We start from the raw sequence: 18,748 nt of genomic DNA on the forward strand, positions 1-18,748 counted from the left end.
CAGAGCATACCGTTCAATGGTGCGTCAGGCACGGTGCAGACTGTCCAGATAACGCCACGAGTTCTTCGATGGCGTAAGCCTGCGAGCCAAAGCGGTTGCAGAGCTGGCGATTGAGCCGGTGCTTGGCTCCTGCCCAGTGCGTCAGCTCATGACAGAGCACGGAATAATATGCCTCGGGCGTCTTGAACTGCTTAAATTCAGGCATCCGCACCGTGTCGCTGCTGGGAATGTAACAAGCGGAATCCCCGCCGTGACCAATGATCGCGCCTGTCGCGGTGACAAACGCCTCAACGCCTGCCAGCCGCTCTGTCTCAGATAGTTCTGGAACCGGATCAGCGTTGTAGCCGGTAACCTGATCGGCGTTGAACACCGTGAAGGCCTTGGCAATGAAGCCCAGTTTGCGCTGCCCGGATTTGTCCTTTCCATCAGCTTGGTGGACCTGCTCGCGCCGATGCCAGAAGAAGACCTGCGTCCCTCGTTCGCCCTTGCGGACCTGCGCGCCCGTTTCGTTCCATTGCCGATACGTCGCCCACTGTCCGGTCTGGAAGCCCGCGGCCAGGCCGTCCATCCAGAGCGTTACGACGTTGAGGCCGCGATAGGCGCGTCCGGTGATGGCATTGGTCGGGCAATCGAGCGACTTACCGGATTGGTGCCACGGCATGCTGTAGTCGGGCGCGCCCGCTTCGATCGCCTCGACGATCTGGTTCGTGATGCGTTCGAAGATGTTGGATTTCATGACCTGCGCCCCTGCGTTGCGGCGTCAGGTTCAGTCAGGGGTGCATCCAATTGCCTTTATTCGCCGCAGGTCAGCCGTTACGCCTAGTTGGCGCGAGCCCCAAATTCTGCCGTTCTTCACCTACCTCGGGCGGGTGGCGGAACGCGCTATGTTGGGACAATCCTTCCGTTCCTGAGCGATAGTTCGAACTACAACTCTCGCCAGGAGTGGACATGCAGTGGTTGCCAGACCGGCATCGCAGATGGACAGAAATGGGTCATCAGTTGCCGGGCAGGTTTTATACTTGGCAGCGATTTAAGTGACCTTGGGCCAGCGAAACGTCGAACATCGCCTCGCCGCCTCGGGGCTCATGTCGAGGCTAGACGATATAGGACAACGAGGCACTCCCGGAACGGATCGGGACAGCCTGCATCCAATCCCTCGTAGCACTGCGCGAGCCCCTATCGACCCTCAGCGAAGGTCGGGAAGCGCCATGTAGCAGCGGAGCGCGTGGATGGCCTCGATCAGTCTAGTTAAACTGGCGAGGTCGGCGTTGGCGCGGCAGAAGCGGACCAGTTTCGCCTTGCCGTCGCGGGTGAGATCCCTATGGCAGGCTTCGCCCGCCCGATGCTCCCTTACCATGGCCGTCGGATGATCCTCGAGGAACAGCTGCATCAGGTCATCCCCAATCATGTCCTCCAATTCCCATGCGAGCCCCTTGAAGGGTTCGTTCGCCTTGTCGAACCCGCGTTGCACCGCGCCCGGATCCAAGTTCCCAACCACCGGCATCACCGGTCGAATGCGAAACACGTCGCGGTATTCCACGATGGCCGTGTCGACCGCTCGAGCCCCGTTGACGGCCTTCCGGCCAGCCGCGTCGTCGTCGAACAGTCCGATCACCCTGTAGATCGGACGCCCGGTCGGGGACAGGTGGGAGCCGACCAGCCCCCGCAGGACCACGAGCTCGCGCACGACGCCGTGGGTGCCCCCACGATCGCCCTCCCCCGCCGCTACGATTGCGAGGTCGGCCAGCAGGTGCTTGCCGGTCGCGACCCGGTGTAGATCCGCGGCGAGGCCGAACAGCGACTCGTCGGACGTGCCCTCGACGAGCACGGACCGCGGCAGAAGGCGCCAGCCCTTGTAAGCCCCGTAGTTGGCGACTGGGTCAACCCGCTCTGCGGCCACGTCAGCGCCGCGCGGACTGCACGGGTCGCAGGAAGGGGCCGTTGTGCCCCAGCGAGACGTGCGCCGCGAAGACCGTCCCCGGCCTGTGCTCCCGCACTCCAAACTCCTGCGGCCGGTAGGGCACGTCAAATCGCGCGAACTCGCGAACCCTAGCCATGGCGCGGTGGCCGTGGTCGTAGGCAGCGACCGCGTTCACCACGCGCCTGGCAGACCCGTCGGGGACGAGCAGCCAGCGCATCTGCTCGGGCACCTGGGCAAAGATGTCCGTCTCGCGCCAGAGCGTGCGGAGCGTCCTGAACTGCCGGTCCGCCTCGTCCGTCCGCATCCGCTGGAACAGCAGCAGCGCGTATTCGAGACGGAGCTGCGGTGGAAGCCGGTAGTCGGTCCCGACAAGCAGGTCCAGCGCCTCCAGCTGGCGCTCGAAGTCAAGGGGCGCCGCGGCGAGGAGGACTTGGTAGCGCAGACGCGCGACCTGAGAGTTGCCCGCCCCGGCCGGCCGCTCTAGATCGACCAGCGCATCGCGCAAGGCGTCGGGCGGCACGTCGTCGAGCGATTCAGGTGCTCGCCCGCCGAACGGGGCCGCGAGGGCCATCCAGGCGGCGACGAGCACCTCCGTAGCGGTCTCGGGCGTCTCCAACCTCCGAGACGTTGCCTTCGAAGCCATGAGCACCGCGAGCGCCCGATCTGCAAGCCCCGCCAGCGCGTTGCGCCTCAGCTCGTTGCGGTCGTTCCTAATCGCTCCGTAGACGATCTCGAGCGCCTCGATGCAGTAGCCTGCGGCGTCCTCCCCCTTCTCCTCAGCAGAGGCGATGAGGCTCTTAACGTGGGTCTCGATGACGTAAGGGCTAGAGGGGCTTTGCTCATAGGCGTGTCGGGTCGCGTCCGACGCGAGGCGCCTGAGTTCGGCGAGTTCCTCGGCGGGGGCACCCTGCGCGGCGCGCACCTTCGCTAGGTCGAAATATGCGTTGGCGAGCGAGTTGTAGAGGTTCACGTCCGCCTCGTCGTTGGCGGACGGCTCGATTGATCGAAGCGCGTATTCCAAGTCGGCGGCGGCGCGCTCAAGCAGGCCCACCCGGTCGCTCTCCGTCACGCCGTAGGCGGCCTCGTCTAGATAGGAGATCCGTCGGCGGGAGATGGACGTGTGGTGCCGGAACACTCGGCTGCCGTTTCTGAGCGGCGCCGGCATCTCGTCGAGCGCCGCTAGCGCGTCGCGCCACAGGTGCGCCCATCCAGCTCGTCCATGGTCAGGATCTACCTTAAAAATCGTTGTCGCGAACTCCTGCCCGATCTCCCGTTCTGCCCTCTCGCCCAGCGCCGGCGTACGGGAGACTTCCCGGAGCAGCATGAACCGGAGGTGGTTCGCGTCGCCCGCCTCCTCAAACCCCAGCGCCTTTCGCGTCTCGAAGTCGTAGAAAAGCGCGTTGATGAGGAGGCGCCCCAGGATGTCGTGCGCCAGCGCCCAGTATTTGCGACCGTTGTGCGGCACGCGCACGAGACCGAGGGGCGAAAGCTCTGCACGCCTGTCGTCGAGGAGCAGCGGGATCGGCCAGGCGCTCGCGCCTTGGTCTAGCAGCGACTCCGGGATGGGCAGCCCCTCCGAACTCATCGCCGCGATCTGCAGCAGAGCCTTTCGGATTTCGGCGGAATCGGCGTGCTTTGTGAATGCGCGATATACCCAATCCTGGATGTTGTCGTTGAAATCGTATTGCGTCTGCAGCCAGAAGCCGAGCGTGATCCAGAAGGTGGCGAGCCCTTCCAGATGTCGCACGGAATGGGCCTCCTGAAAATTCTGCCACTGCCAGTCGGCCCTCTCCTTGCCGTAGGCGCGGAGGAAGCGGTTCAGGTGACGCCCTAGCTCCAGCGTCTGTTCCCGTTCGAGCATGTGGCTAAGGACGGCGAGCGGCTTGAACCTGGCCGTATCGAAATAGGCGTCCTCGCGCTTCGTGCCTGTGACCACGAGTACGCACGCCGCGCGACCCGCGCGTTCGAGTTGCTGGACGAACCGGCGAAGGTCGGCGTCTCGAAATTCCCAGTGCACTCGGTCGAAGACGAGCAGCCATGGCGTTTCGTATAACCTGCTGTCCTGCTCTGTGGCCGCCGCAGCGTCGGGACCGTCCGGATTGGCGTCTTCCTGGCGTTGGCGCGCGCGGGTCAAAAAGTTGATCATCGGCAGCGCCTCGGGCGTGAACGGCACCGGGCGCGCGACCAGTGTGGGATATCCCGCCCTTGCCGCCGCGAAGGCCAGCTGTCGTGCCAGGGTGGTGCCGCCCGCGCCGGGCTCTGACATTACGTAAGTTACCTTGTTCTCCGCGGCTCCGACGGAGTCGAGGCGACGCAGCTGACCTTGCAACGCGCGCCAGGCACCGTCGTCCCTCGTCCAGGGTAGACCTGCGGCATAGGGTCGCCAGTCCGCTTCGCCCTGAAAGAAGGCGTTGAACGCATCCTGAGGCAGGTCGTCTACCGGCGCGAGGTCGCGGTCGAGGATCAGGTCGTAGCTGTCGAGCAGCGGCCGTTCCACGTCGTCAGTCTCTGTCAGGTTCACCTGGCGGATGTCGCCCGCCTCGTCGCGCTGCCTGACGAGCAGCTGATCCTCTACGAACGCCGCCCCGTACGATGCGGTGAGACGGGTCACGAACGCGTCCCGGGTCAGGGCGAGGACGGCGGCGGTCGGGCCTTGACCGTTAGCGTCAAGCCATTGCGCGAGCTGCCCCTGCGCTTCGTCCCGCGCGTCGACAACGGTGAGCGCGGTCCGGAACCCGGTAGTCCAAAGGTCCTCCAGGCCGATCGGAGGAGCTGTCTCGGCGTCACCGACTACTGCGAGCTGCCGTACGCCCGAGCGGCGCAGCTCCTCAAGCATCGTCATCCGTCTCAAGGTTCGTTCGAAGCCGGAACCCCGACCGTCCCGCCCGGCCAGCAGGTAGACGGGCAGCGACCTCGCCGGAAGCTCGATTCGCGACGGGTCCGTATCGACGACGTGCACGAAGCCACGCCGACGAAGGAGCGGTCCGTCGTCTGGTGCCTCCAACGCATTGGCGAGTCGGGGGTTCGGATTCTCGACGAAGACCTGTTTCCACGGCAGCCGCACCATCGCAACGACCGCTGGGATGTCGTCCTCGGAGAATTCGCCTCGAAGCCAAAGGGAGACGTCTCGGTCTCTCAGGGCTGCAAGCAGGCCGTCCGGTATATTATCGAAGCGCGGCACCAAGCTCAAAGTTCGCCCCCATTCGAATCTCGCGCAGCCTTGACGCCCGCTTCAGTATAGCGACGCTAAATCTCCACACCGTATGTAGCAAGCTGGCTCTGTGAAGGGAATTGGAATGGTCGTTTAGCGATATCGCCAATTGCTCCTATTCAATCGTGCTCTGACCGAACCGCAGCTTTCAGTATCTTTCGAGTGCGCCCAGTAGGACCGGTTTAAGGGCGCGTAGCTGACCGGCCAGTTTGCGTGACCTTGACGGTCGGTTCCGGCAAAAGCTGACGCTCACATCAACGATGGCGAACGTCTTGAGTTGGTCGATTGCCAGAGTGAGGGCGAATACCCATTTGCCGAGGTGCGCCGCAAATTCCGCCTTTCTTACGGCCAGATATCCGATCACCTGGTCTCATCGGCAGTATTGCGCTTCAAAGTCGGTGGTTCGACTATGGGCGCGAGAACTCGTCGAACGATGGGCCGTCATTCAGTCGAAACTCCACCTCGTAGCTTTTGAATGAGACGGAGGGCACCGCGCTCAGCGCATAGTGAAGCTTGTCCTCCGCGCGTGCGGCGATGACCAGCCCTTCGACTGTCTCACTCGCCTGAGCGAGGTGGGCTTTGATCCATCCGATGTAGCGCAATATTTGCCCGACGACCGCGTCAGACGACTTGTCGCGCTTGAGCTCGATCACAAGCCATCTGGCCTCACGTCTATGCTTCGCCAAGAGGTCAATCCTGCCGACCGGGGTCGGAAATTCATATCCCGCGTCCGGTTCTCCATCGCGAACGAACAACTCCCAGTCGCTAGACAGTTCGAGCTGGGACCAATTGTCAAAAAGGTAGTCGTGCAGGTGACGCTCGATTGCGAAGCGGGTGGCAACTTGCGCGGTTCGGACATCCGCGACCGGCGAGGTTTCATCTTGGGCCTCGATCTCTTCTTGATCGTCTGACAGGTACCACCAAATGGTGTCGAGGGTCCAAAGGTCGACCTCGAGTTCTCTAGCCAGTTCATTGAGGACGGCATTGATCGCAGCATAGCGTACGCCGAAGCTCGCTCCGCGCGGCCAATCAGGCATTAGGTCGAGGTCAACCAGTCCGCTCTCGGAGGTGTTGTTCCAGACGCCATACTTGTTCGGGTACGCGACGATCAGAATTGCAGTGATGATCCCCTTGCCTAGACCTTTTATCTCGGTCGCCGCCCGAACCCGTTCCTCAATCGGCCGGCTTTCGTCGACCAGCGCGCCTAAAGCGGCGCGAGTTGCGGTCATATCCGCGCAAATACGGTTGCTCTGCCGAAAGAGCCCAGACCAGTGCTTGTTGTTCTCGATCAGGAGAAACGAGCGCAGCACCTTCTCATCGATCTGCTCAATCTGCCCAGGCTGGAACTGGGGGCCATAACGATCGATGACGCTATCTCGCGATTCGAGAATTTCGCGAATTTCCGCGTCCTTCTGCATCGCAGCCTTAGCGGCGCGCAGACGCCCAAGAGCATCTGCCGAAATCGTTCCGCTCACTGATTTCCCCCGTTGGTGTACGCAAATCGCGAGGATGCTGGCTGCGTCGCGAATAGTAAGTCTGTAGCGATAGCTGACTATGAAGGTGGCCACCACTCCACATGAGCGGATGAGGGTTTATCGGATCACCACTGGGTTGCCCGGCCTGTGGAAACTGGGGCACGATGCTGTCCGGCAGATCTATATCAAGCGAACGGCGAGTCCTGAAATGTGCCACGATTTCCGCCCCTGCTGGATAACGGCTTGATCTGGTTGGAAGCGGTAGTGCGCCATCACCCGCGCGCTACGGCATCTTTCGTTCGTCGATTGCCTGACAACTTCCAGTTCGAAAGCGGCTCAATTACGACTGCGGAGACGTTATCAATTCCGCCAGCGTCGAGCGCTGCTTGCACGAGAATTTCGGCGGGCTCGGCTTCGACCAGGGCGAGAAGCGCGGCTATATCATCGTCGGCAATTATGTCAGTGAGACCGTCGCTGCATAGCAGGAGCTTGGCACTGGGTGGCAGGCGGATTTTCCGGACGTGCGGATCGAGCTGTGTCGACCTCACGAAGCCGCCGAGGCATTGGGTGAGCATGTTGCTATCAACCACATCGTCTTCGCTGATCTGTCTGAGTTTGCCCTGAGTTTGCATGTAAATGCGGCTGTCTCCGACATTGAATGCGAGCGCGTCATCTCCTCGAATGATGACGCCTGCAATTGTTGTGCCCATACCTTCAAATGCCGGGTGGCGGGCCATAGTGGCATACAAGCCATCGTTTGCCGCGTTGACCGCCAAAGCGATTTCATGGCGGTTCGTCAGCGAACCCATCACTGGCCTGAGAAGCTCGACCACGATCTTGCTCGCCACCTCACCGGCAACATGACCGCCAATGCCGTCGGCAACCAAGGCCCATCCCTCATCTACGGCCATGTCACCGGTCCAACGAACCAAGGTAGGTTCGTCTAACGCCGAGACTGCAATGGCATCCTCGTTAACGGCGCGCACGTGGCCCGTGTGCGTCATCAACGAGCATCGGGCGACTTTTCGTGCCAAGTTTGCTTCCTCTGAATGTCTTGGCCAAGCCGGTGCTTTGCTCCAGCCGCATTGGCGAACGCTAGCGGCAATCGGATACTCGATAGCGAAGCCGCGCGGTGGTGTGCTGGGGGCTATCGATGATGAACTCCCCCGCTTCCGCGCTGTCCAGCGTCACCGAATTGCCGGGGGCGAGCGTGTCGATGGCCGAACTATCATCGCTGGCATAGATCGAACCAATGAGATCGACTGGCTCGGTGGCGTCATTCCTAATTACCAGCTTGTCGCCCACACATAGGCTTGCAATGCGTTCCACGCCGGTGCCTGACCGCTCGCCGCTCGACATGACCTGATTGTGGTCGTCGTTCATTCTGAAGTTGCCAGTGATCGTGAAGTTATGCGTTTGTGGCCCGATGGGGTGAGAGGTTTCAGCCGAATGTGGCCCCGACTTCGCAGTTGCTGCTGGGCGTGCGCACTGACCCAAGACACCCGCGACCACTTTGTCCGTCTGATCGATCCGGATGACGGGCTCACCCTGCTCCAGAGGCAGCCGCACCGTCAGTTGCTGCGCGGAGGCGAGCTGCGCCAGCTCTGCGACATAAGTCATGAAGCTCTTGTCGTTGCGGATATGCGCAGGAGCGTCTTCGCCCACGAAAGGCACCTTGAGCTCGAAGATGTTGGTGTACCGCGGCTGGGTGTATTTGATGACCTTCGGTGCTCCTGCGTCCGGCCTGAATTGCGCGTTGTGATAGGCTACGGGGTTCATCATCGTGCCACCAAGCTCCTGCTTGAAGCCTGTGGCTACCCCATCTGCATCGAACGTCGTGAACGTGTAGGTGAGGATAGCCTCTGACGGTTGGCAGGCGATGGCCGTGTCGATCCGGAAACCGTCGACCTCGATCTGGCGATGGGCTTTGATGATCCGGTCGTCGGTCATCGGATCGGCTTCTTCGGCAAGGGTCCAAGGTGACGGGCTTCCGATGGCCTGATCGATTAAGCCGTGTCCGCCCGCGAGAGGTGCGTTCCCTCCGAACCCGAACCGATCCCAGGCGAGGAACAGAATACCTCCGCCAATCAGTAGGGCAAGGATCCAGGCCCATGGTCTGCTCTTAGAAGATTGCTCGGTCATCTCGTTGCCCCTCAATGATTACTCAGCCCACTGATTACACATTAAAGTTGATAAACTCGATCGGCCATATCCGCGATTCAGCATCGCATGGATATGCGGGTTCTGGTTGGGCGAAACGTGAAGCGCTTGCGCGTTGCACTTGCCCTGAGCCAAGAACAGCTGGCCGAAGCGGCTGGCCTCTCGCAGCAATACATCAGCGGTTTGGAACGCGGTCAGCGCAATCCGACAATCGTGACGCTGTGGGAGTTGTCCCGCCCGTTGAAGGTTGAGCCAGCCGCCCTGCTTACGCCCTGATGCGGCCAGCCGATCGAGCCTCCTCCGCAAAGTGGGAGAGTGGTCGATCTGCGATGAAGCTGGTGTCGCGCTCGACCGGAAGGCCGTATCGTCCCCGCACCGCAGCAATTTCGCTAAGCCGGACGTAGCCAAGCTCGGGCATACCGAGGCCGAGATCACATAGCCCAAAGCCTAAATCTTCATCATCTGGATCGATCTCGGTCAGCAGCCAGGTTGCACCAGCATCGGGCGTGAACAGTTTGATGACCGGGTGGGGGTCGATATCGTCCCCGCCAGCAGTGCAGTGACCGTTGGCGAGGAGTTGGGTAAAGGCCGCATCATCGATGAAGGTGGGGCGGTTCATGTCACGCCGCCTTTGGCTTCGAAGTCTTGGCAGTGGCCGTCTTGGGCGCTTTGATCTGTTCCGTCGGCCAGACCGGGGTCTTGGCCTTGACTGCGGCACGGACAACCTCGTCGACCCGCTCCCACGCCAAATAGCGGTCATGAAGGGCGGTGGCATGAGCATGCTCACCGGCCCAACCGTAGGCGTCTACCAACTGTTCGAGGTGGACGTTGATGAAGGGCACTTGGCCCTGGACCGGTGCGGTGAGGAAGCTGGCGTAGAGCGCTGCGCTATTCTGAACGAGGTGATTGAGGCGCGGGGCAATCAGGACGAAGTGGGCCTCGGCATAATCGCCGCGCATGACAGTGGCCTGTGCCAGCAGGTGTTCACGGAAGAGCTGTTGCAGCGGATTGACGCGCAGCGCCGCGTGGTCGGGTTCGCGAAACAAGCCCGATGAATGGGCAAGGTCTGTGTAGCGAGGGTTGAGTTCGGGCGGTGCGGGTTCGGTGCCGGTTTCTGAATACTTAAACTCGCAGGCCACGAGTCCGCGCTGACCGTCGCTGCGTTCATAAATGAAGGCCATGTCGAAGGCGCTCCGGTCGCCAGTGAGGGTTCGGTCCTTTCGGCCTGGCCCGTGCTCCACGAGAACGTCGAGCACTGCCTTGATGTCGATGCCAGGAATGATGGCGCGAAGTACTCGGGCGGCGAGGTCGAGGTCCTGATGAAGAGGCCCGCAGGCATTCAGCGCTAATGGCATTGACGAGAGAAGGTTGGTAAACAGGCGGTTCTTGTCGATCAGCGCATCGCGCTCCTGGTAAGCCACTGCAAGTCGGGCGAATTCGGCAATGGCGGGAGTCAGGAAATTGCGGCCCTCGGCGCCAGCGGCCGTCGAAATCAGAGAGCCGATGGTGCGCTTACGCCCGTTCCTGGGGATAAAGGTGCCGATTGGCAGCTTCTGGTTTTGACGCCAAAGGCTCTGAAGCAACCGCGCGCATGAACGGAAGCGGTTGTCGAATTCCTCGTAGGCGCGGTGCTTCATCAGCACGGCGGTCGGGATAATCGGCAATTGCTCGATCGGCTTGTTGTTTACGGGAATCACTAGGACCTTCCTCCACTGATGCCCGGTTCGGGCGGGAAGGAGGGTTCATTCGGCAGTAGTTTTGATTGCTACAAGCGCGTGCTAGCCACTCAGCGATGACTAGCACCAAAGGCCTCTCTGACGCCGATCTGTACCTGCGCTATCTCCGGGAAAGTGGGCTGGAACCAATCGACCGGCAAGGGCGACTCAAGGTGCCCTTGGGTAACGGGTTCGATAGCCAGTTAGCTAAGGCCATATACCCGATCCAGCAACGGCGCGTCCCGTACCAATCGCGATACCTAGACAACCGCGATTTCCTGCGCCTTTACAAGGGCGTGGCCACGGCCAATTACAACGGCTGGATATTGAACACCTTCGCTACGGTCAGTTGGTCGCTGGCGGGACTGACCGATCATATGGCTGCGGCGAAAGCTCAACAGGCATTCCAAGAACGGATGACGAGCTGGTTTGCTTACCAGCGCAAGCAGAATGAGCAGTTCCCGCCTTATGCAGGCATCTGGGTCAAGGAAGTGGGCCGTGCAATGGGGCTCCATACTCACTTCCTTTTGCACGTGCCGAGTCCAGTGGTCAGCGAGTTTGGGCGATGGGCGAGGAAATCCATCGCCTCGGCCACGGACACGCCACGGACCCCGATACGGAGAACGAAGCGTGGGCAGCCACTCTACGTGACTGATGTCTGCGATCTGGACATGAGCATCGACGGGCAATGGAACGTTTTCCGGTACATGGCCAAGGGTGTTGACCCCGATGAATTGGCCGGCCTAGTCCCACATAACCGTAGGCGCGTTCTACTTTCGGAATATGCGGGCCTTCGCGCGGAGGATCAGGGTACGGTGCTCGGTCAGCGATGTGGCCGGTCTTCGGCGATTTCGGATTCAGCATTTCACCCTTGGCGGGTGGATTACGAAAAAGTGCTGGACTCCGAACGACGGAATCAAGGGAAGCGAAGCTATCATTTCGGCTCGCAGTTTTACTACCGAGGCGAGGTGTCCCGACAACTGGCTGACCTCGGCATTTGATCTACGATTTCCGGAGGAATCAGTAAGAGAACCGGAGAATTTGGCCTCGCAAAGCCGCAGAAAAGCTAGAAAGTGCTTGAAACTCGCGCGGGGCTGACGACAACCCTCCGCGATAAAATTATTCCTTCTCAAGCGGAGGAGTTTCTCGCCATCTTCGAGATGGGGTTTGGCGGTGTGGGGTAATGTTTGACGGTTGTTACCGTGGTGACCGGCGGGGGAACTTCCCCGCCGAAATTCACCTGTGTCAATGGTTTTGCAAGGCTATTCGTCGGTCAGTCCCGGAGCGAATTTGCCAAGCTGCCCTCTACGCCACTCGCGATTCTGGAGCGCGAGGTTCTTGAACTTCTCGAAGGTGCCGACGGGCAACTTCTTCTTCCCGTCGAACTGGATCGCCTCGCGATCGGGGTAATAATTGAGGTGCTGAACCTTGATTTGGTGCGGGCTGGTGCGGACGAAGTCGATCCGCTGGGCGAGGCACCAGTCGATGCAATCGCGCATCTTCGGCGAGTCCGTGGCGGTGCGGAGGGGGTGGGTCTTACGCGCCATCGGGAGATTCCATGCCAAAGACCTCTTCTGGAGTGCGCCAGAGAATCAGATCGGGCTGCTCATCAGCCCACTTGCCAGCGTCTCGAACGTCTATCAGCGTTTTGCGACCTACCTTGAACGCCCGGAGCTTCCCGGCTTTGATTTCTTCGTATGTTTTGGTGCGCCCTATCCGCGCCCAAGTGCAGAACTCGGGTACGGTCATGAAGCACAGGCTGACGGAATGCTTTCCGGCCATGTCGATTCTCCTCTTTGAAGAGCCGATGTAGGACTGACGGACGACGCACTTGCAGGCAGCTAAACTTTGAGTGGTATAGCCTTGCGAATCTACTCCGAGATTCGAAAGTCAGCGCCATGGGAACAAAAAGTGAACAGAGGTGACTGCCTATGTCATTGGGAAGAGCGTGATAATTTGCCGGTTCACTTGGCCCGCGCGTGCAGAAATGCGCTACTGCACCCCAATCTGGCCCCAATGGGCCAGATTATCTGGAATCACTCATCTAAGTGCTTGAAAAACTGGAGCGGGCGAAGGGATTCGAACCCTCGACCCCAACCTTGGCAAGGTTGTGCTCTACCCCTGAGCTACGCCCGCTCGTGCGTTTCTGGCCGGTTGGAGATGCCCCGTCCGGCTGGGGTGTGGGGGCCTCTAACGGTGACTCGGCAGAAGCGCAACACCAAAAATGCATGTGGGGCGAAGTCTTTGTCGAAATGCCTGATTCCCCTTGCCGAACGCCGCCTGCGCACCACATTGTGCGGCAAATCCTGAAGTGCACCTAGACGCACCTAGATGCACCTGACCTTACCGGAGACGCACTTTGGCCAGCATGGGGCTAAACCTGGACGAACAGAAAGCGGTCGACCGCTTCCGCAAGACCATCGTCGAACCTTCAATGACCAAACTGGTCATTCTCGACTTCTGGGCAGAGTGGTGCGGGCCGTGCAAGGCGCTGACACCGGTGCTGGAAAAAGTGGCGGCGGACTATGCCGACAAGGGCGTGATCCTCGCCAAGGTGAACGTGGACGAGGAGCAGTTCATCGCAGCGCAGTTCCAGGTGCGCTCGATCCCGACGGTCTATGCGATGTTCCAGGGGCAGCCCGTGGCGGACCTGACGCCTGCGCGCACCGAATCGCAGTTGAAGCAGTATCTGGACCAGTTGCTGGAAAAGCTTCCCGTGCAGGCCGGTGAGCCGGAGCAGGACGTTGCCCCGCTGCTGGCGATGGGCGAAGAGATTCTGGCGGGCGGAGACGGCGAACGCGCGGTCAGCATCTTTGCCCAGATCATTGAAATCGCGCCGGATAATGCACAGGCCCACGCCGGGCTGATCCGCGCCCTGATCGCTGCCGGGCAGAAGGACGAAGCGCAGGCCGTGCTTGATTCGCTCGATCCCAAGCTGACGGCAGACCCGCTGTTTGCGCAGGTCCGCTCGATGCTGGCGCTGGCCGAGGATGCGCCTGAGGCGGGTGAACTGGCCGCGCTGCGCGCTGCTGCGGCTGAACGCCCTGCAGATATGGAAGCGCAGCTTGCGTTTGCGAACGGGCTTTACGCTGCCGGTGACCGTGATGAGGCGGCGGCAAAGCTGCTGGGCATGATTGCTGCGGACCGGGAATGGAACGAAGGCGCGGCCAAGGCGCGCCTGCTGCAGATTTTCGAGGCAATCGGCCTTGAAGATCCGTGGGTTTCGGCCACGCGCCGCAAGCTTTCGACCGTGCTGTTCGGCTGATCGCGATGGGCGCGAGCGACACATACACGCGCCTTTCGATCTTCCCCTTGGCGGGCGCGGTGCTCTATCCGGGTCTGCAATTGCCGCTGCACATCTTCGAGCCGCGTTATCGCGCATTGGTCAGCGATTCGCTGGCGCGGGACCGGCGCATTGCGATGATCCAGCCGCAGGCCGGGGGCGAGGGGGCGCCGCTTTTCCGCGTGGGTTGCGTTGGCAAGATCGCCGATGTCGAAGCGCTGGAAGATGGGCGCTACAACCTTGTCCTTGAAGGCATTTCCCGCTTTCGCATGATCCGTGAACTGGAAGTGACCACGCCGTTCCGCCAGATCGAAGCGGAACTGATCGCCGATGATATGGACGAGGTGCTGAGCGGGATCGAGCGCGCATCGTTCGAACGCGAATCGCGCAAGTTTGCCGATGCGCAGGGGTATTCAGTCGATTGGGATTCGGTTGGGCGACTGGACGACATGTCGCTGATCAACGGCGTTTCGCAGATCGCACCGTTCGATACGGCGGCCAAGCAGGCGCTGCTTGAGGTCGATACGCTGGCCGAGCGGTGCGAGTTGCTGGTGCAACTGATGCAGTTCTTCGGCAAGCGCGACAGCGACGATGGCGGGCGCGTGACGTTGCAGTAACCGCTGATGGAGGGGCAATCATCACCCCTCCACCACCCGCTGCGCGGGCGGTCCCCCTCCCCGATTGTCCTTCGGAAAATCAGGGAGGATTGGCTCAGAACTGTGCCTGAATGCCGTCGATCACGAATTGCGCGGCCAATGCTGCCAGCAACACGCCCAGCAGGCGGGTGATGACCGCTTCCACTTGCGAGCCGAGGGCCCGGATGATCGGGCGGGCGGCGACGAGGGCGATGAAGCTGAGGACCATGACCACGCCCAGTGCGCCGAGGATCACGGCGGTTTCCTGTGTGCCATTGGCGCGCGAGGTGAGGAGCATGACCGAGGCGATCGAGCCGGGGCCTGCGAGCATTGGCATGGCCATCGGGAAGACCGAGACGTCTTCGACATGGGGCTGCGCGGTGCGAACCTTTTCGGCGCGTTCTTCGCGCCGCTCGGTGCGCTTTTCGAACACCATGTCGAGCGCGATCAGGAACAGCATGATGCCGCCCGCAATGCGGAAACTGTCGAGTTCGATGTGCAGCGCGCCCAGCAGGTCTTCACCGAACAGCGCGAAGACCAGCAGGATGCCGGTGGCGATCACGCAGGCGCGCAGGGCCATGCTGAACGCCTGCTTGGCCGAAGCGTTGGCGGTGAGGCCCGCATAGATCGGCGCGCAGCCGGGCGGATCGATCACCACGAAAAGCGTGATGAAGGCGGAGATGAACAGTTGCCACATGGCGTCAGGCTCCGTTCGCTGGAAACACGCGGTCGAACACCGGCTTCATCGCGCCATCTTTCCATATCCATGCGGTATGATGGCGGCTGCCATCGGGCAGGACGGTGGAGCGCCACGCAAGGCTGCCATCGCGGGACTGTCCGGTCTTGCTGTCAGCGCCTGCGGGGGCATCGCTGGCGGGGAGTGGCCCGGCGAGCGGTATCATGGGGGCGGCCTTGTCCTGCTCCTTGCGTTCGCGCCTGCTGCCGGGTTGAGGCGGCACTTCGCCTTCGGGCCTGCGGCGGACGGGGCAATCGGCCACGGTGCCTTGCACCCAATCGAGTTCGGGCAGAGCCTTGGCCAGTCTGGTGCCATCGTCGAGCGCCCATTTCCACGGCTGCTTGCCTTTGAACTGGCGCTCCCAGACAGTGACGTATTCGCCGTTTCCGCCGCCGGGATAGCTGGCACCGCCGATGGTCAGGCCGGCCGAGCCATCGCAAGCGATCCATGCGGCGCGGGGCGCCCATTGAAAGGGTTCGGCAGGGTCTTTGCGGTCCTTGAGCAGATCCTTGGCGTGCACACGCTTGCCGTCGAACATCTCGGCGGTTTCGGCGGCGGTTTCGCGGAAGGCGGTCCACAGGCCTTTCTCGCGGGCGAGGCGGGCGAAAGCGATGTCTGCGGCGATCAGGGCGCTGGGATTGGCATAGGCGCGCTGCGGGCGTCCGGGGCCGCCCTGTTCACCTTCAGGTGGCGGGCCGGGCTGGGCGAGGAGCGGGGTGGCGCAGAGGAGGAATGTGAGGGGGAGGAAGCGCTTCATGGGCTTGGTCTAGCCGATGGGGTGCGTGCTGCCCACCCCGCTCACAACCCCTTCGTCATTCCAGATTTTTATGATTCGCTCATGCTGAGCTTGTCGAAGCACCGGGCACTGTGCCGTCGTCCTTCGACAGGCTCAGGACGAGCGGGGTGTGGGCTTGCAGGATGTGCCTCAAACCGCGTCGGCAGCCAGTTCCAGCCCTTCGTTGCGATAGGCGGCGACCAGAGCGTTGCGCAGCAGCACGGCGATGGTCATCGGGCCGACACCACCGGGAACGGGCGTGATGGCCGAGGCCACTGCGGCGGCGGAGGCATAGTCCACATCGCCCACCAGCTTCGTCTTGCCAGCCTCAGCACCGGGAACGCGATTGATGCCCACGTCGATCACGGTTGCGCCTGGCTTGATCCAGTCACTCTTGACCATTTCCGGGCGGCCCACGGCGGCGACCACGATGTCGGCGCGTTTTACGACATCTGCCAGGTTCCTGGTGCGGCTGTGCGCGACGGTAACGGTGCAGCTTTCGGCAATCAGCAACTGCGCCATCGGCTTGCCCACGATGTTGGAACGCCCGATCACCACGGCATCAAGGCCGGAGAGATCGCCCAGCCTGTCCCTCAGCAGCATCAGGCAGCCCAGCGGCGTGCAGGGCACGAAGCCCGGCTGGCCCACGGCGAGGCGGCCTGCGTTGGTCACATGGAAGCCGTCCACGTCCTTGTCAGGATTGATCGCGGCGATGACCTTCTGTTCGTCGATGTGCTTTGGCAGGGGAAGCTGGACGAGGATGCCGTCCACCGCGGGATCGGCGTTCAGCGTTTCGACCGTGGCCAGCAGATCGGCTTCCGAGGTATCGGCGGGCAGCTTGTGTTCGAAGCTGTTCATGCCCGCTTCGATCGTGCTCTTGCCCTTGGAGCGGACATAGACCTGGCTGGCCGGGTCTTCGCCCACCAGCACCACGGCGAGGCCGGCCTTGCGGTCAGCCTTGGCTTCGAACGCAGTGGCGAGTTCGCCCACGCGGGCGCGGAGGGTGGCCGCGAAGGCTTTTCCGTCGATTACGGCAGCGGTCATGGGAATATCCGTCAATTCAGACGCCTGCGGTGGAAGCGGCAATGCCGCTCAACAGGATCGTCAGCAGGTTCAACCCGATGATCAGCACCATCGGCGAGAAATCGATCGCGCCGGTATCGGGCATGATCTTGCGGATGGGGCGCAGCATGGGTTCGAGAATGGCGTTCAGCGCTTTCCAGATCGCGGCAACAGCGTTGTTGTGCATGTTCACGACGTTGAACGAGATCAGCAGGCCCAGCACGAACTGGACGATCACCACGATAACGATGATGTTGACGAGGTAATTGATCATCGAGATCAGCGTGTAGAGCATCATTGGTGCGTTTCCCTATCGGCTGAAAGGCAGCTTGCCACCGCTCCTAGCCGACCCTCTCCCGGTGCCACAAGTGCCCCTTCGCCGCCCGTGGGGCAGCGATGAGAGCATTCTGTATGTGTTGCTTACGAAATTGGCAAGCGATCAGGGTTGCAGCGTGGTGCTTTCGATGTGCCAGCGCAACTGTTCGGGCGTTGCGCCGGGAACGTCGTTGACGCGGCGCATCACCACTTCGCCTTTCAGCGTGCGCGGGCCGTCCACGATGGTAATGGGCGCGGTGTAATAGAGCGAACCCGCAGCGCCTTCCTGCTCACCCTTGCCCACGGCGACCACGGGGGCGAGCAGAGTGCTCCATTTTGCGGCGAAGGCGCGGTCGTCCATGCCGCTCCTCTGCCCGTTGTCGCCCCAGAAGCCACGAACCGCCTTCCAGTCGCGCGCTTCGATGGCGTCGGCCAGCGCCTGCACGGCCTGTGCCGGATCGCGGGCGAGCGAAGGTTCGCCGGGGGTGACCATCGGCAGCGGTTCGGTCGGCGTCAGTTCCGGCATTGCGGTGGCGGAGGGAGGCGCGATGGTCTCGGTCGCGTCCGGCGAAGGCGAGGCGGGGCCTTTCTGGCAACCGCCAAGATGGAAAACGAGGGCCGAAGCGGTGGCGAGAGCGAGCGCGGTGCGGATCATCCCGCACCGACGCTTGGAACTGCCGCTGGTTCCCTCAGGCGCGGATGAGCGTGCCCGCGCCCTGAGCGGTGAAGATTTCCAGCAGCATCGCGTGCGGCACGCGGCCATCGAGAACGACGGTTGCCTCGCAGCCCGCCTCAACCGCGTGGACGCAGGTTTCCAGCTTGGGGATCATCCCGCCGCTGATCGTGCCATCTTCGGCCAGCCGCGCGATATCGGCGGGGCGCAGGTCGGTGAGGAGGTTCTTGTCCTTGTCGAGCACGCCGGGAACGTCGGTCAGCAGGAACAGGCGCGATGCGCCGAGCGCGGCGGCGATGGAGCCGGCCATCGTATCGGCGTTGATGTTGTACGTCTCGCCATCCTCGCCCACGCCGATTGGGGCGATGACGGGGATCATGCCCGCCTTCACGATGGTGTCGATCACGGTGGTATCGATCCGCGCCGGTTCGCCCACGAAGCCAAGATCGACGACGAGCGCTTCGCCATCGTCGCCTTCGATGGCCTTGGGCGCCTTCTTCGACTGGACCTTGCGTGCGACGACCATGCCGCCGTCCTTGCCGGAAATGCCGATGGCCTTGCCGCCCGCACGGGCGATCCAGCTGACCAGTTCCTTGTTGATCGCGCCCGCGAGGACCATTTCGGCAACTTCGGCGGTCTGCTTGTCGGTCACGCGCAAGCCATCGACGAATTGCGATTCGATGCCTAGCGCCTTGAGCATACGGCCGATCTGCGGGCCGCCGCCGTGAACCACCACCGGGTTGATGCCCACGGCCTTCAGCAGCACGATATCCTCGGCAAAATCCTG

General features: G+C 62.0%; 20 protein-coding genes and 1 tRNA gene. 4 read left to right on the forward strand and 17 right to left on the reverse strand.

All coding sequences use genetic code 11. The features are described from left to right. Positions 1–13: 13 nt before the first annotated feature. The 6 genes from ACOVQ0_RS00885 to ACOVQ0_RS00910 form a co-directional block, all read right to left on the reverse strand. Complete coding sequence (locus ACOVQ0_RS00885) at positions 14–736, reverse strand: ArdC family protein (protein ID WP_421878887.1); 723 nt, start codon at positions 734–736, stop codon at positions 14–16. Between the two features lie 450 nt (positions 737–1,186). Then, positions 1,187–1,828, reverse strand: coding sequence for a hypothetical protein (locus ACOVQ0_RS00890; RefSeq protein ID WP_421878890.1), 642 nt, complete (start codon positions 1,826–1,828; stop codon positions 1,187–1,189). Between the two features lie 73 nt (positions 1,829–1,901). Then, complete coding sequence (locus ACOVQ0_RS00895; RefSeq protein ID WP_421878937.1) at positions 1,902–5,102, reverse strand: hypothetical protein; 3,201 nt, start codon at positions 5,100–5,102, stop codon at positions 1,902–1,904. Between the two features lie 437 nt (positions 5,103–5,539). Then, positions 5,540–6,607, reverse strand: coding sequence for an endonuclease NucS domain-containing protein (locus ACOVQ0_RS00900; protein WP_421878892.1), 1,068 nt, complete (start codon positions 6,605–6,607; stop codon positions 5,540–5,542). A 272-nt stretch (positions 6,608–6,879) separates the two neighbouring features. Next, on the reverse strand, positions 6,880–7,611 hold the full coding sequence (locus tag ACOVQ0_RS00905) for a PP2C family protein-serine/threonine phosphatase (RefSeq protein WP_421878894.1): 732 nt from the start codon (positions 7,609–7,611) through the stop codon (positions 6,880–6,882). Positions 7,612–7,702: 91 nt separating this feature from the next. Further along, complete coding sequence (locus ACOVQ0_RS00910; RefSeq protein ID WP_421878897.1) at positions 7,703–8,749, reverse strand: hypothetical protein; 1,047 nt, start codon at positions 8,747–8,749, stop codon at positions 7,703–7,705. A 93-nt stretch (positions 8,750–8,842) separates the two neighbouring features. Here ACOVQ0_RS00910 and ACOVQ0_RS00915 point away from each other — a divergent pair, with 93 nt between their 5' ends. Then, entirely contained in the window at positions 8,843–9,043 is a 201-nt protein-coding gene (locus ACOVQ0_RS00915) for a helix-turn-helix domain-containing protein (RefSeq protein ID WP_421878900.1), read from the forward strand. Here the strand turns inward: ACOVQ0_RS00915 and ACOVQ0_RS00920 are convergent. Together ACOVQ0_RS00920 and ACOVQ0_RS00925 are read right to left on the reverse strand one after the other, a co-directional pair. Then, positions 9,033–9,386: a DUF2958 domain-containing protein gene (locus ACOVQ0_RS00920; protein ID WP_421878903.1), complete on the reverse strand. Its 354-nt coding sequence runs from the start codon at positions 9,384–9,386 to the stop codon at positions 9,033–9,035. The genes ACOVQ0_RS00915 and ACOVQ0_RS00920 overlap by 11 nt on opposite strands. Position 9,387: 1 nt before the next feature. Next, positions 9,388–10,464 carry a PGN_0703 family putative restriction endonuclease gene (locus ACOVQ0_RS00925; RefSeq protein WP_421878906.1) on the reverse strand — a complete coding sequence of 359 codons (1,077 nt, stop codon included), beginning with the start codon at positions 10,462–10,464 and terminating at the stop codon, positions 9,388–9,390. Positions 10,465–10,559: 95 nt separating this feature from the next. On the opposite strand from ACOVQ0_RS00925, the gene ACOVQ0_RS00930 reads away from it, so the two are divergent. Continuing rightward, entirely contained in the window at positions 10,560–11,483 is a 924-nt protein-coding gene (locus tag ACOVQ0_RS00930; RefSeq protein ID WP_421878908.1) for a hypothetical protein, read from the forward strand. Positions 11,484–11,744: 261 nt separating this feature from the next. On the opposite strand, the gene ACOVQ0_RS00935 is transcribed toward ACOVQ0_RS00930, so the two are convergent. From ACOVQ0_RS00935 to ACOVQ0_RS00945, 3 genes are all read right to left on the reverse strand, one after another. Next, positions 11,745–12,029 (reverse strand): hypothetical protein, encoded by a 285-nt coding sequence (locus tag ACOVQ0_RS00935; protein WP_421878911.1) that lies wholly within the window; start codon positions 12,027–12,029, stop codon positions 11,745–11,747. Then, entirely contained in the window at positions 12,019–12,264 is a 246-nt protein-coding gene (locus ACOVQ0_RS00940) for a helix-turn-helix domain-containing protein (RefSeq protein ID WP_421878915.1), read from the reverse strand. Before ACOVQ0_RS00940 ends, ACOVQ0_RS00935 begins: the two co-directional genes overlap by 11 nt. A gap of 279 nt (positions 12,265–12,543) precedes the next feature. After that, positions 12,544–12,618, reverse strand: a tRNA-Gly gene (locus ACOVQ0_RS00945). A gap of 232 nt (positions 12,619–12,850) precedes the next feature. On the opposite strand from ACOVQ0_RS00945, the gene ACOVQ0_RS00950 reads away from it, so the two are divergent. After that, a complete protein-coding gene (locus tag ACOVQ0_RS00950) occupies positions 12,851–13,747 on the forward strand; it encodes a tetratricopeptide repeat protein (protein WP_421878918.1) in 897 nt (298 codons plus the stop codon). A 5-nt stretch (positions 13,748–13,752) separates the two neighbouring features. Further along, positions 13,753–14,382: an LON peptidase substrate-binding domain-containing protein gene (locus tag ACOVQ0_RS00955; RefSeq protein WP_421878940.1), complete on the forward strand. Its 630-nt coding sequence runs from the start codon at positions 13,753–13,755 to the stop codon at positions 14,380–14,382. Positions 14,383–14,476: 94 nt separating this feature from the next. Here ACOVQ0_RS00955 and ACOVQ0_RS00960 read toward each other — a convergent pair whose 3' ends face one another. The 6 genes from ACOVQ0_RS00960 to argB form a co-directional block, all read right to left on the reverse strand. Then, positions 14,477–15,097 carry a MarC family protein gene (locus ACOVQ0_RS00960; RefSeq protein WP_421878921.1) on the reverse strand — a complete coding sequence of 207 codons (621 nt, stop codon included), beginning with the start codon at positions 15,095–15,097 and terminating at the stop codon, positions 14,477–14,479. A 4-nt stretch (positions 15,098–15,101) separates the two neighbouring features. Then, complete coding sequence (locus ACOVQ0_RS00965; protein WP_421878924.1) at positions 15,102–15,893, reverse strand: hypothetical protein; 792 nt, start codon at positions 15,891–15,893, stop codon at positions 15,102–15,104. A 168-nt stretch (positions 15,894–16,061) separates the two neighbouring features. Then, positions 16,062–16,955 carry a bifunctional methylenetetrahydrofolate dehydrogenase/methenyltetrahydrofolate cyclohydrolase FolD gene (gene folD, locus ACOVQ0_RS00970; protein WP_421878927.1) on the reverse strand — a complete coding sequence of 298 codons (894 nt, stop codon included), beginning with the start codon at positions 16,953–16,955 and terminating at the stop codon, positions 16,062–16,064. A gap of 16 nt (positions 16,956–16,971) precedes the next feature. Next, on the reverse strand, positions 16,972–17,271 hold the full coding sequence (locus ACOVQ0_RS00975) for a YggT family protein (RefSeq protein WP_168851215.1): 300 nt from the start codon (positions 17,269–17,271) through the stop codon (positions 16,972–16,974). A 141-nt stretch (positions 17,272–17,412) separates the two neighbouring features. Beyond that, on the reverse strand, positions 17,413–17,943 hold the full coding sequence (locus ACOVQ0_RS00980; RefSeq protein WP_421878931.1) for a hypothetical protein: 531 nt from the start codon (positions 17,941–17,943) through the stop codon (positions 17,413–17,415). Between the two features lie 34 nt (positions 17,944–17,977). Next, the coding region (argB, locus tag ACOVQ0_RS00985) for an acetylglutamate kinase (RefSeq protein ID WP_421878934.1) at positions 17,978–18,748 on the reverse strand (771 nt) is incomplete at its 5' end.

The organism is Novosphingobium sp. (assembly GCF_049240505.1).
Lineage (GTDB): Bacteria > Pseudomonadota > Alphaproteobacteria > Sphingomonadales > Sphingomonadaceae > Novosphingobium.